This window comes from Paraburkholderia acidiphila (assembly GCF_009789655.1).
Classification (GTDB): domain Bacteria; phylum Pseudomonadota; class Gammaproteobacteria; order Burkholderiales; family Burkholderiaceae; genus Paraburkholderia; species Paraburkholderia acidiphila.
The window spans coordinates 420,794-433,012 of the sequence record NZ_CP046909.1 but is presented as its reverse complement, the minus strand read 5'-3'; the positions used below and the strand labels follow the sequence as shown (position 1 = coordinate 433,012).

The 12,219-nt window shown below is 63.0% G+C and carries 10 protein-coding genes and 1 pseudogene; 2 read left to right on the top strand and 9 right to left on the bottom strand.

Going from position 1 to position 12,219, the window contains the following annotated elements:
* Window position 1 precedes the first annotated feature (1 nt).
* Window positions 2-1,909, bottom strand: coding sequence for a phosphogluconate dehydratase (gene edd, locus FAZ97_RS01995; protein WP_158756949.1), 1,908 nt, complete (start codon window positions 1,907-1,909; stop codon window positions 2-4).
* A gap of 290 nt (window positions 1,910-2,199) precedes the next feature.
* On the opposite strand from edd, the gene FAZ97_RS01990 reads away from it, so the two are divergent.
* The gene (locus tag FAZ97_RS01990; protein WP_158756948.1) at window positions 2,200-3,057 is read left to right on the top strand and encodes a MurR/RpiR family transcriptional regulator; all 858 of its coding nucleotides are present in this window, start codon (window positions 2,200-2,202) and stop codon (window positions 3,055-3,057) included.
* 159 nt (window positions 3,058-3,216) lie between these two features.
* On the opposite strand, the pseudogene FAZ97_RS01985 reads toward FAZ97_RS01990, so the two are convergent.
* The 3 genes and pseudogenes from FAZ97_RS01985 to FAZ97_RS01975 all read right to left on the bottom strand — a co-directional run.
* Window positions 3,217-3,579 (bottom strand): annotated as a pseudogene (locus FAZ97_RS01985) (YadA-like family protein); the annotation flags it as partial.
* Complete coding sequence (locus tag FAZ97_RS01980; protein WP_158756946.1) at window positions 3,507-3,716, bottom strand: ESPR domain-containing protein; 210 nt, start codon at window positions 3,714-3,716, stop codon at window positions 3,507-3,509. The gene FAZ97_RS01980 and the pseudogene FAZ97_RS01985, both read right to left, overlap by 73 nt.
* Before the next feature lie 768 nt (window positions 3,717-4,484).
* Entirely contained in the window at window positions 4,485-4,709 is a 225-nt protein-coding gene (locus FAZ97_RS01975; protein WP_158756945.1) for a hypothetical protein, read from the bottom strand.
* Between the two features lie 553 nt (window positions 4,710-5,262).
* On the opposite strand from FAZ97_RS01975, the gene FAZ97_RS01970 reads away from it, so the two are divergent.
* Entirely contained in the window at window positions 5,263-5,715 is a 453-nt protein-coding gene (locus FAZ97_RS01970; protein WP_158756944.1) for a nuclear transport factor 2 family protein, read from the top strand.
* A gap of 50 nt (window positions 5,716-5,765) precedes the next feature.
* Here FAZ97_RS01970 and FAZ97_RS01965 read toward each other — a convergent pair whose 3' ends face one another.
* The 5 genes from FAZ97_RS01965 to leuS all read right to left on the bottom strand — a co-directional run bounded on the left by FAZ97_RS01965 (window position 5,766) and on the right by leuS (window position 12,195).
* Window positions 5,766-6,188, bottom strand: a complete 423-nt coding sequence (locus tag FAZ97_RS01965) for a CopD family protein (protein WP_158756943.1) — start codon at window positions 6,186-6,188, stop codon at window positions 5,766-5,768.
* Window positions 6,189-6,251: 63 nt separating this feature from the next.
* Window positions 6,252-7,523: a glutamate-5-semialdehyde dehydrogenase gene (locus tag FAZ97_RS01960; RefSeq protein ID WP_158759017.1), complete on the bottom strand. Its 1,272-nt coding sequence runs from the start codon at window positions 7,521-7,523 to the stop codon at window positions 6,252-6,254.
* A 199-nt stretch (window positions 7,524-7,722) separates the two neighbouring features.
* The gene (gene holA / locus FAZ97_RS01955; protein ID WP_158756942.1) at window positions 7,723-8,919 is read right to left on the bottom strand and encodes a DNA polymerase III subunit delta; all 1,197 of its coding nucleotides are present in this window, start codon (window positions 8,917-8,919) and stop codon (window positions 7,723-7,725) included.
* A 43-nt stretch (window positions 8,920-8,962) separates the two neighbouring features.
* Window positions 8,963-9,526, bottom strand: a complete 564-nt coding sequence (locus FAZ97_RS01950; RefSeq protein ID WP_158756941.1) for an LPS-assembly lipoprotein LptE — start codon at window positions 9,524-9,526, stop codon at window positions 8,963-8,965.
* 74 nt (window positions 9,527-9,600) lie between these two features.
* Window positions 9,601-12,195, bottom strand: coding sequence for a leucine--tRNA ligase (gene leuS / locus FAZ97_RS01945; RefSeq protein WP_158756940.1), 2,595 nt, complete (start codon window positions 12,193-12,195; stop codon window positions 9,601-9,603).
* Window positions 12,196-12,219: the final 24 nt, after the last annotated feature.

The following is a 12,219-nucleotide window of genomic DNA, read 5'->3' as shown; positions in this document are numbered from 1 at the left end:
TTCAGGCTCCTTGATATTGATCTGCGTTTGTGACTTCAGGGGCGGCATGTGCGGTCGAATGCGCGGCGGCGGACACCTCGCCGACGAGTGGCCCGAACACCGTTGCGCCCAGTTCCGCCGGCGCGGCAGTGGCACGGAACACGCCGAACAGCTCGCGGCCGAAGCCCACTTCGTTGAGTTCCTGATGCGCGGGCTGCGCGACCGGGCGCGCGTCCCACTCGGCATCCTCCACTTCGACGTCGAGCACGCCCTCCACCGCATCGATCACGATCGTATCGCCATCGCGCACCTTGCCGATCGGGCCGTGCAGTAGCGTTTCCGGCGAAACGTGGATCACGGCGGGCACCTTGCCCGACGCACCCGACATGCGCCCGTCGGTCACGAGCGCCACGTGAAAGCCCTTGTCCTGCAGCACGCCGAGCAGCGGCGTGAGGCGGTGCAGCTCCGGCATGCCGTTGGCGCGCGCGCCCTGGAAGCGCACGACGGCCACGAAATCGCGCTCGAGTTCGCCGCGGTCGAACGCTTCCTGCACAGCTTCCTGCGAATCGAACACGATGGCGGGCGCACGCACCTTGCGGCGCTCAGGCGCGACAGCGGAAACCTTGATGACGCCGCGGCCCAGACGCCCCTGCATCAGGCGCAAGCCGCCGTCCGGCTGGAACGGCGTCGGGAGCGGGCGCAGAACAGACTCGTCTGCGCTCTTTTCGACGGCCGGCACCCACGTGAGCTTGCCATCGATGAGCTTCGGCTCCTCGGTGAAATGATGCAGGCCGCGGCCCGCAACGGTATTCACGTCTTCGTGCAGCAGGCCGCCGTCGAGCAGTTCGCGCACGAGGAACGCCATGCCGCCCGCTGCGTGGAAATGGTTCACGTCGGCCTTGCCGTTCGGATACACGCGCGCGAGCAGCGGAACGGCGTCCGAAAGCACGTCGAAGTCGTTCCAGTCGATGATGATGCCTGCCGCACGCGCCATCGCCACGAGGTGCAGCGTGTGATTGGTCGAGCCGCCCGTCGCCATCAGCCCGACGATGCCGTTGATCACGGCCTTCTCGTCGACGATGTGGCCAATCGGCGTGTAGTTGCCGCGCTCGACCGTGAGTTCGAGCACGCGGCGCGCCGCGGCGGCGGTCAGTTCGTCGCGCAGCGGCGTGTGCGGGTGGATGAAGGCGGAACCCGGCAGATGCAGGCCCATGATCTCCATGAGCATCTGGTTGCTGTTGGCCGTGCCGTAGAACGTGCAGGTGCCGTGGCCGTGATAGGCGGCCGCCTCCGATTCGAGCAGCGCCGCACGATCGCACTGACCCGTGGCGAACTGCTGTCGCACCTTGGCCTTGTCGTCGTTCGTGATGCCGCTCGTCATCGGGCCGGCGGGCACGAAAATCGTGGGCAAATGGCCGAATTGCAGCGCGCCGATCAGGAGACCCGGCACGATCTTGTCGCAGACACCCAGGCACAGCGCGGCATCGAACATGTTGTGGGTGAGCGCGACGGCCGTGCTCATCGCGATCACTTCACGCGAAAAGAGCGACAGCTCCATGCCGGCGTTGCCCTGCGTGACGCCGTCGCACATCGCCGGCACGCCGCCCGCGAACTGCGCGACGCCGCCGCCTTCGCGGGCCGCCTTCTTGATGATGTCGGGGAAATCCTTGTACGGTGCGTGCGCCGAGAGCATCTCGTTATAGGCCGAGACGATGCCGATGTTCGGCTCGCGAATCGACTTGATTGCGATCTTGTCGCGACCTTCGAGGCCGGCGAAGCCGTGCGCGAGATTCGCGCACGAGAGCGCGCCGCGCGCCGGGAATCGGTCCTGAGCAGCCGCGATGCGCGCCAGATAGGCCTCGCGCGTGGGCTTGCTGCGCTCGATCACGCGCTGCGTGACCTTCGTCAACTGAGAATGCGGGGAAACCATCGAATCTCCTTCCTTCTTGTCTCGGCGGGGACGCTCGGGGCTGGATCAGACGGGCTTTCGACGGTCCGATCAGCGATAGCGCGATGTTAGTAGAAAAACTACAAGTCGACAATCCCGGAAAGACCCTGGGCGCACAGCATTAAACGAACGCCTAGTCTCATTATGGACGGGCAATGCGCCGACGAACTCCGCCCAACCCGGAAAGAAGCAAACAGCGGTTCTGTAGTTTTTGTACATGACGTCCGATCCGCTATAGTCCACGGATCTTTCAGCATAGTGCGAGTTTCCTGATGCTGCTGTCCCAGGTGAAAGCCATGCGCGAGCAATTGCGCCCGTCGGAGCGCAAGCTCGCCGATTACGTTGTCGAGGCGCCGCGCGAGGTGCTCGATCTTTCGATGACAGAGGTCGCCGAGCGCGTGGGCGTGAGCCAGCCGACCATCGCGCGGTTCTGCCACGCACTGGGATTTTCGGGGTTCCGGGAGTTCAAGATTCGCCTCGCGCAGGCGGTCGCCGCCGATCTGCCGACAGAGCATCCAGCCGTCTACCGCGACGTGAGCCCAGATGAACCGGTGCCGGGCGTCGCGGCAAAGGTGCTCGATCGTACGATCGGCGCGCTCGTGCAAGTGCGCAACAACCTTTCGACCGACTCGCTCGCCGCCGCGATCAATCTGCTCGCGCGCGCGTCGCGTATCGAGTTCTATGGCGCGGGGGGGTCTGGCATCGCCGCGCAGGACATGCAGCACAAGTTCTTTCGCCTCGGCATGCCGAGCGTCGCGTATTCCGATCCGCATACGTTTCTCATGTCGGCGGCGCTGCTCGGTCCCGGCGACGTGGTCGTGACGATCTCGAACACCGGGCGCACTCGGGATATCGTGGACGCCGCGCGCACGGCGCTCGATCGCGGCGCGAAGGTGATCGCGATCACGCACGGCACCTCGCCGCTTGCTCGTCTCGCAAGCGTGGGGCTGCACGCCAACGTCGATGAGGACACCGACATTTTCTCGCCGATGACCTCGCGCACCTCGCATCTCGCGATCGGCGACATACTCGCGGTGGGCGTGGCGCTGCAGCGGGGGCCGGAGCTTGCGGAAAAGCTCGCGGACGCGAAGGAGATCATCGCGCGGCGCAGGTTGGACGAGAAAGGCTGAATTAGTGGCCCGGCCTCGCAGGTTGTAGACCGCACAACAAAAAAGCGGACTCCGTAAGGAGTCCGCTTTGCATTTCGGAAGGAACAACCGAACCGTGAAAAGTAGCCAGATTTGCCGGAGGCAGCCGTATCACGCTGCCTCCGGTTCGCCGTCAGGCGCTTACCACTGGTACGACATACCGCCGCCGAACGTAGCGCCACCGCTCGAACCGTAGCCACCGCCCAGCTTCACCTTGAGGTTCTGGGTGATGCGAGCCGATGCCCCGAGCGCCACGGCCTGGTAGCCCTGGAAGTTGGCCGTACCGACACCCACTGCGATCGTCTTGCCCTGATCGACGTCCGGAATCATCGTCAACGCAGTTGCCGCCGCAACGCCGCTGTAAGCGGCGCGCGCCACGGAGTTGACGTTGCCTTGAAGCGCATTCAAGCCGCTCTGGAGCTGACCCACGTTCACCGCATCGGTCGTGTTGACGCCGTTCGCGACGTTGGTGATACGACGCTCATTGCCTTCAGTGCAGGCGCTTTCCATCCCTTCGCCTGGACGTTGAACGAAGCGCCCCGCGCAGTCGAACCATTCCCCGTGTTGCTCTTTGCAGTTTCAGGCGCAGCAATCCAGGTTCCCGTAGACTCGTTCCAAATCGAGCGATATGCTTTATTCATTTTCCAATCCCTAGTGATTGATACAAATCCTACATTCATCAAAAAGTCGACTACGATTCACTTCCCTAAAACTGACAGATAAGTAATTTCTTTTTGTAAAACATCAGTTTGCGTTAGAGAATAAATCATGACTTTAAGTACTCTGGATTTCCACGAACATAAGAGAACTCTGAAACACCTTTATGGTGTTAGCGAGCGAATGCACACAGGAATCAGGCGGATGGACGGCCGTTCTGTCAGAGGTTAGTCGCATATCATTTAGTTTGATATGCCAATTCTTATACTAAAAACCAGAATTACGATCGATCCCAACCTGTCAATTAACAAAGAATAAACTCAACAACAGAATCCCCACAATCATCGGAGAATTACTACATTAATATATAAAATATCCGCGACAAAATAAATAAATTCTGCAAATAAAATCACAAACCTGAAGAGACATCCCTATTACAATTTCAAAGCCAAGAATTATCCTAATTATTTTCATTTAATATAAGATTATGTTTGACCGCGAAACGAGAATCCCTTGCTGCTCCTGTCTCGAGCGAGGAGCGACAAGACGGGCAAGACGGCACGGGCGCGTTAGGTGCTCGAATTCAAGCCCGACTTGGTAGGACTGCTAACGGCTTGGCAACCGCAACGCTGGAATTGCCAGTGCAGTCGACGACCATCTAACTGACTGAAATCATCGACCGGCTCAGTTTATCTGGTGCGTGTACAATCGCCCCGCCGCGCGGGCTCCCGCGCAACAAATTTGCGCGTACATCAGTTGTTGCATGCGACCAACGATCCCAGGGCAATCGCACGAAGCCCAAAGGCCAAGCATCTTTTCGTGATACGGATCGCTGGCGCTGGCTTCGAGCCATCGGTTTTCAGTCTGTCCTTCGTGACCGTATCCCGTTTGAGCAGTTTGAGCGCTATGCGGCGCAGGATCGCAAAGTTCTGCGCTGGTTCCTCGCATTGATCTTCGCCGAAGGTCATATCGAGCATCCAGTGCAGCCTGTTCTCGATATGCCAGTGCGAGCGCACTGCATGTGCCACGGTACAGCCTTGGCAGACAGGCCGCTGATGTAGAAGCGCCGCTCAGTCGACACGCCCGCGCCGGTTTCACGCGTGGCCTCAATCATCACCACCGTGCGCAGCCGCGGCCAGCGGCCGGTTCCCTTGCCTGGCCAGCGCTGCTGATGTCCAGTTCCACACAGCGGCGCGCCTCGATGCGCCCGTGAGCCGCGTCGCACTCCCGGTACTCGTCGAACGTGCCTGCATGCAGTTGTGGCCAGCGCTCCGGTGCCGCGAATACGCCATGCACGAGTGCAGCCAGTGAGTGCAGAAATCAACGATCCGACTCCGACAGAATTTGAGATTTTTCCGATGGTCACGTCATCTGCCGCCAACTAAAGTGGAAAGCACTGAACGGGCGTCAGCCAAGGTTACAGCGCAGGGCTGACTCGCACTCTATGTGCGCCTTCGCTGCGGGCACAGACCGCCCAAAACTCCCTCCTGCATCGAAATGCGAGGTTTCGATCTGACCAAATGAGCCATCATGAAACACATTCTGATCCTTGCCACTGCCAGCATGCTGGCAGCAAATACGTTCGCCGCACCGAAATCCGGCTTGTACAACGTGACTTCCGAACGGCTTCAAGTCGAGTTGCTCGAGCACCAGTGGACCCAGGCCGCGGCAGCGGGCGACCATCCGGTGCTCAACGACCTGCTTGACGATAAGTTTTTTGAGGTATTTCCAGGCGACGTTCGCCGCACCAAGCGCGACATGCTCGCTGCCGCACCGCTACCACCCGGAAGTACTCAGGTGCTGGAAGATGTGCGGGTGCGAGTCCTAGGCAACGTGGCAATCGCAACCGGCATCAATCGCTATAAGCCGGCAACCGGCTACAACGCGATCGAATATCGCTTCACCGATGTGTTCGTGAGGCGTGAGGACGGCTGGCGGGTTGCGGCGGCGCGCATGCTCCGCAAAGAGACGGGCACCATTTGAGCGCCACTCCGTGCTGAACCGGATCTGGTATGGATTCAAGGCCACCAGCATTAAAAGGGCTTGATGACAGCAAGCGCCACGGCCGCCAGCATGCCGAGCACCGGTAGCTCGTTGAACATGCGATACCACTTGTCAGAGCGTTGGTTCTCGCCGCGTTCGAAGGTCCGCAAAAGACGTCCGCAGTATGCGTGATAGGCGATCAGCAGCAGAACCACACCGACCTTCGCGTGGATCCATCCCTGCCCGCGTCCGATGCCGACCACAAGCCACAGCCACAGCCCACACAGAAGGGCAGGCACTGCAATCAGCGTCATGAATCGGTAGAGCTTGCGCGCCATGATGAGCAGGCGCTTGACGGCCGCGGGTTCGGTTTCCATCGCGAGATTCACGAAGATGCGCGGCAGGTAGAACAGGCCCGCGAACCACGAGGCGATCAGTACGATGTGAAACGTCTTGACCCAGAGCATCGACATTCTTTTTTCTTCTTGATGGTCAATTAAGGGGGAGACGGCGTGCCGCCTCGCCGGGGCTAACGGCTACTGGCGGCCTTCACCGTGGCCAAGCACCACGTACTTCAGCGACGTCAGGCCCTCGAGGCCCACGGGCCCACGCGCATGCAGCTTGTCGTTCGATATGCCGATCTCCGCACCGAGGCCGAATTCGAAGCCGTCGGCAAAGCGCGTCGAGGCGTTCACCATCACGCTGGCCGAATCCACTTCGCGCAGGAAGCGCATCGCGCGATCGTGGTCTTCGGTAACGATCGCATCGGTGTGGTGCGAGCCGTACGCGTTGATATGCTCGATCGCGTCGTCGAGCGTATCGACCACCTTCACCGCCAGCACGGGCGCGAGATACTCGGTGCGCCAGTCTTCTTCCGTGGCATCGACGAGCGGCCCAATACCAGCGTCCGCGAGTATCGCGCGCGCTGCGGCATCTACACGCAGTTCCACGTCCTTTTCGCGATAGAGGCGGCCAAGCGGCGGCAGCACGTCGTGCGCAATGCCACGCGCCACAAGCAGCGTCTCCATCGTGTTGCAGGTGCCGTAGCGGTGCGTCTTGGCGTTGTCGCAAACCGTCAGCGCCTTTGCGAGATCGGCGCGGTCGTCCACGTACACGTGGCAGATGCCGTCCAGATGCTTGATCATCGGCACGCGCGCTTCGGCCATCAGGCGCTCGATCAGGCTCTTGCCGCCGCGCGGCACGATCACGTCCACGAATTCCGTCATCGTGATGAGCTTGCCCACAGCCGCGCGATCGGCAGTCTCGACCACCTGGACGGCGTCCTGCGGCAGACCCGCTGCGGCCAGCCCCTCACCGATGAGCTTCGCGAGCGCCGTGTTGCACTCCAGCGCCTCGGAGCCGCCGCGCAGGATCGTTGCGTTGCCTGACTTCAGGCACAGCGCCGCGGCGTCGACCGTCACGTTCGGCCGCGATTCGTAGATGATCCCAATCACACCGAGCGGCACGCGCATCTGCCCCACCTGAATGCCGCTCGGGCGGAACTTGAGATTGCTGATCTCGCCGATGGGGTCGGGCAGCGCGGCAACCTGACGCAGACCTTCGACCATCGTCTTGAGCGCTTTGTCCGAGAGCGTGAGGCGGTCGATGAAGGCCGCATCGTGGCCCTTCTCTTTCGCGCGCGCGAGATCGCGGGCGTTCGCATCCTTCAAATGCTGCGCGTCGCGCTCGATGGCTTGCGCCACCGATTCGAGCGCCGCGTTCTTCGCGGCCGTCGAGGCCCGTGCCATCGCGCGCGAAGCTTTGCGGGCGCGGCGGCCGAGGTCGGTCATGTACTGGTCGATATCCATGGTGTCTTTCGTCATGCGGCGCGTGAGGCGTAGTCGGATGGAAGCGCCAAGCGCGGTTCGATTCAAAGCGGTTCAGGCCGATTTTAAAGCCAGCCGCCAAGGTTTGCTGGAGGTGGCCGGGCGGCTCGGCGTGACCACTGGCCGCGCGGCGTGCATAGAGCAAGCGCCGAAGCGCCGGTTCGGGCAAGCGTGGAGCGCTTCAGCCCGGCCGGCGCGACGGCCCTGCGGTGCGCGGTCGGGCCGCTGCCGCTGCGGCGGCGGCCGCCGCAGCCGGGCCGCGAGGCTGTTCGCCCGGCTGCGCGCGCCCAGGCGCCGCAGCGCTGCGCACCGGCACTGCTCCATCACGGGGCGAGGCCACCGTCATCGCGAGTTCGAACAGGCCGTCCCAGGCATCGGGCGGCAATGCATTGCGCCAGTCACCGCGTGATTGCCCAGAAAGCCCCTTCACCTGGCGGTCGAGCCGCGCCGCAAGCGCGAGACCGCGCTCTAGCGTCGCTTCGCTCAACCGCGAAAGCGCGGGCCCGATGAGCCGCTCGCGCGGCCCCCACACGCGGTTCTCGCGCAACAGCATGGCGAGCGGCTTGCCCGCCGCCACGCCGCGCTTGATGCGCAGCAGCGTACGAATTTCCTCGACCACGGCCCATAGCACCAGCACCGAAGCCTCGCCTTCGCCCTGCAGCCCGTCGAGCATGCGCGCGAGGCGCCCGACATCGCCGGTCAGCATGGCTTCGTTGAGCTTGAATACGTCGTAACGCGCGACGTTGAGCACGGCGTCGTGAATCTGCTCGAAGCTAAGGACGCCTTGCGGGTACAACAGCCCAAGCTTCTGGATTTCCTGATGCGCCGCCAGCAGATTGCCTTCCACGCGCTCCGCCACGAATTGCAGCGCACGCCGGCCGTCTTCGCCGGGCGCGACGCGCTGCCCTTGCAGCGCGAGGCGCTGCCCGATCCAGTTCGGCAGCGCCGCTCGCTCGACCGGGTCGATCTTGATCGCCACGCCGCTTTCCGAAAGCGCCGTGAACCACGCGGACTTCTGCGTGGCCGCGTCGAGCCGCGGCAGCGTGACGAGCATCAGCACGTCGGGATTCGAGGCCGCGGCAAGCGTCTTGAGCGCGTCCGCGCCTTCCTTACCGGGCTTGCCCGACGGAATGCGCAACTCCACCAGTTGGCGATCGCCGAAGAGCGACATCGACTGGCTCGCGCCGAGGAGCGAGCTCCAGTCGAAGCCGCGCTCGACGGTGAACACCGAGCGGTCGGTAAAGCCCGCTGCGCGCGCAGCCGCGCGGATGCGGTCGCACGCCTCCTGGGCAAGCAGGTGTTCGTCGCCGTAGACGACGTACAGGCCGGCCAGCCCTCTCGCGAGGTGCGGTTCGAGTGCGTCGGGTCGCAGTTGCATGGCGCTCGGTCGAAGGTCGCTCAGTAGATGTAAACCGCGCGCATTACAGCGGCGGCGGCGGCAGCGGTGCGCGCGGCGCGACGCCCGGCACGACCTGATCGGGCGTCGGGTTGATCGTTTTCAGCACGGCAAGGCGCCGCATGAGCTGATCGACGGCGTCGTTCTGCATGTCGGTGAACAGCAGGTCGGCTTCTTGCGTCTTGGCCGTCGAGTACTGATCGCTATACGTCATCGCGCGGTTCAGCGCGATCGCGCTCGGCTGGATCAGCACGGAGCCGTCCGGTCTTGTCAGCGTGAAATTCAGCGTGTAGTTGACCTGATATTCGACCACTGCGCCGAGCGAATTGAGCGTGAGCGTGCTGAAGCCACGCGCTTCGGAAACGTGCAGTACGGCGTCGGCGTTGGCCACCGAATCGACGACGACCGAATCGCTGCCGCCTTCGACCATGCGCGAAAGGCGCCCGATGAACGGCGGCGGCGCACCGACTACGGCAAGACGCTTGAAGGCGAAGTTCTGCTCGCCGCGCAGCTGGAAGCCGCAGGCAGAGAGGGCCAGCGCGCTGCCAGCCACGAGCGGGAACAACCTGAGGAACGATCTGCGAATCACATGGACTCCCTGGGTTCGCGACAGTGTCTGGGCGGCGGCGCAAAATGCGCCGCCAACGTGGCCTCTATTTGCTTTTAGACCACGACGTTCACGAGGCGGCCCGGCACGACGATGATCTTCTTCGGCGCACGGCCTTCCGCGAACTTGACGAACATCTCGTGCGCAAGTGCGGCGGCTTCGATCGCCTCCTTCGGCGCGTCCTTGGCCACCGTCACGGCGCCGCGCACCTTGCCGTTCACCTGCAGCACGAGTTCGATCTCGGCCTGTTCCAGCGCCTTTTCGTCGACCTTCGGCCAGGGCGCGTCGAGCAGCGTGCCGTATTCGTCGCTGTAGCCGAGCGCCTTCCAGAGTTCGAACGCGATGTGCGGCACGACCGGGTACAGCACCCGCAGCAGCACGCCAAAGGTTTCGCGCTGCACGCCGGCACTCGCACCCTTGGCGCCGTCGATGGCGTTGAGCATCTTCATCGCCGCCGAAACGACGGTGTTGTACTGCAAGCGCTGATAGTCGAAGTCGGCCTGCTTGAGCACGCTATAGACTTCGCGGCGCAGCGCTTTTTCGATGTCGGTGAGCGCCGCCGCGTCGAACGAGGCGCGCGACTTGATCGCGTCGGCGTTCGCGTGGCCGAAGGCCCACACGCGGCGCAGGAAGCGGCTCGCGCCTTCCACGCCCGCGCCCGACCACTCGAGCTGCTGCTCGGGCGGCGCCGCGAACATCGTGAAGAGACGCGCCGTGTCTGCGCCGTACAAGTCGATCAGCACCTGCGGGTCGACGCCGTTGTTCTTCGACTTCGACATCTTCTCGACGCCGCCGAGCACCACGCTCTGGCCGTCGCTGTTGAGCGTCGCGCCAACCGGGCGCCCCTTGTCGTCGTGCGTGACAGTGACGTCGGCCGGGTTGTACCAGGTCTTCTTGCCCGTCGCGTCTTCGCGATAGAACGTTTCGTTGAGCACCATGCCCTGCGTGAGCAGGTTCTTCGCCGGCTCGCCGAACTTCACGAGACCGAGGTCACGCGAGACCTTCGCCCAGAAGCGCGAGTACAAGAGGTGGAGAATCGCGTGCTCGATACCGCCGATGTACTGGTCCATCGGCATCCAGTAGTCGGTGCGCTCGTCGACCATGTTCACAGCATCCGGCGCGGCGTAGCGGTAGAAGTACCACGACGAGTCGACGAACGTGTCCATCGTGTCGGTTTCGCGCTTCGCGTCGGCGCCGCACGTCGGGCACTTGCAGTTCAGGAATGCTTCGGACTTTGCGAGCGGGTTGCCCGTGCCGTCCGGCACGAGGTCTTCCGGCAGCACGACCGGCAGGTCCTTTTCCGGCACCGGCACGTCGCCGCAGCTCGGGCAATGGATGATCGGAATCGGCGTGCCCCAGTAGCGCTGGCGCGAGATGCCCCAGTCGCGCAGGCGCCACGTGACCTGCTTGTCGCCGAGGTCGAGCGCCTTGAGGTCGGCTGCCACGGCGTCCACGGCCGCCGTGTAGGCGAGGCCGTCGTACTTGCCGCTGTTCACGCACACGGCACGTTCCTTGTCGCCGTACCACTCCTGCCAGCCGTCGAGCGAGTACGTCTCGCCTTCTACGGCGATAACCTGCTTGATCGGCAGGTTGTACTTCTGCGCAAAAGCGAAGTCGCGCTCGTCGTGACCCGGCACGCCCATCACGGCGCCTTCGCCATAGGTCATCAGCACGTAGTTGCCGATCCATACCGGCACTTGCTCGTGCGTAATCGGGTGCGTGACGGTGAAGCCCGTGGGCACGCCCTTCTTTTCCATTGTCGCGACGTCGGCTTCGGCCACGCCGCCGCGCTTGCATTCGTCGATGAACGACTGCAGCTCCGGCTTGCCTTGCGCGAGACGCGTGGCGAGCGGGTGCTCGGCAGCGATCGCAGCGAAGGTCACGCCCATGATCGTGTCGGCGCGTGTGGTGAACACGCGCAGCAGCTTCTTCTCGCCGTCCAGCTCGTACGGGAAGCCGAAGTTTACGCCGAAGCTCTTGCCGATCCAGTTCTGCTGCATGATCTTGACGCGCTCGGGCCAGCCGAGGCCGTCGAGGTCGTTCAGCAGCTCATCGGCGTACTGCGTGATGCGCAGGTAGTACATCGGGATTTCGCGCTTTTCCACGAGCGCGCCCGAGCGCCAGCCACGTCCGTCGATCACCTGCTCGTTGGCGAGCACGGTCTGATCGACCGGGTCCCAGTTCACCGTGCCGGTCTTCTTGTACGCGATGCCCTTTTCGAGCATCTTCAGGAAGAACCACTGGTTCCACTTGTAGTAGTCGGGCTTGCAGGTGGCGATTTCACGCGACCAGTCGATGGCGAGACCCATCGACTGCATCTGGCCCTTCATGTACTCGATGTTGTCGTACGTCCACTTGGCCGGCGGCACGCTGTTGGCCATCGCGGCGTTTTCGGCAGGCATGCCGAACGCGTCCCAGCCCATCGGCATCAACGTGTTGTAGCCGTTCATGCGCAGGTAACGGTACATCACGTCGTTGATCGTGTAGTTCCGCACGTGGCCCATGTGCAGCTTGCCCGACGGATACGGCAGCATCGAGACGCAGTAGAACTTGGGCTTGTCGGCCTTCTCGGCCGTCCGGTAAGCGTCGGTGGCGCGCCATTCGCCTTGCGCGGCGGATTCGACGTCGGAGGGAACGTATTTTTCGAGCATGGTGTGGGTGGTGAACGCTGGAAA

Coding starts and splice junctions, on each gene's coding strand:
- FAZ97_RS01970 (WP_158756944.1), top strand. CDS start 5,263: ATGAAACACATTCTGATCCTTGCCACTGCCAGCATGCTGGCAGCAAAT.
- FAZ97_RS01965 (WP_158756943.1), bottom strand. CDS start 6,188: ATGTCGATGCTCTGGGTCAAGACGTTTCACATCGTACTGATCGCCTCG.
- leuS (WP_158756940.1), bottom strand. CDS start 12,195: ATGCTCGAAAAATACGTTCCCTCCGACGTCGAATCCGCCGCGCAAGGC.
- FAZ97_RS01990 (WP_158756948.1), top strand. CDS start 2,200: ATGCTGCTGTCCCAGGTGAAAGCCATGCGCGAGCAATTGCGCCCGTCG.
- FAZ97_RS01980 (WP_158756946.1), bottom strand. CDS start 3,716: ATGAATAAAGCATATCGCTCGATTTGGAACGAGTCTACGGGAACCTGG.
- FAZ97_RS01960 (WP_158759017.1), bottom strand. CDS start 7,523: ATGGATATCGACCAGTACATGACCGACCTCGGCCGCCGCGCCCGCAAA.
- holA (WP_158756942.1), bottom strand. CDS start 8,919: ATGCAACTGCGACCCGACGCACTCGAACCGCACCTCGCGAGAGGGCTG.
- FAZ97_RS01975 (WP_158756945.1), bottom strand. CDS start 4,709: ATGCTCGATATGACCTTCGGCGAAGATCAATGCGAGGAACCAGCGCAG.
- edd (WP_158756949.1), bottom strand. CDS start 1,909: ATGGTTTCCCCGCATTCTCAGTTGACGAAGGTCACGCAGCGCGTGATC.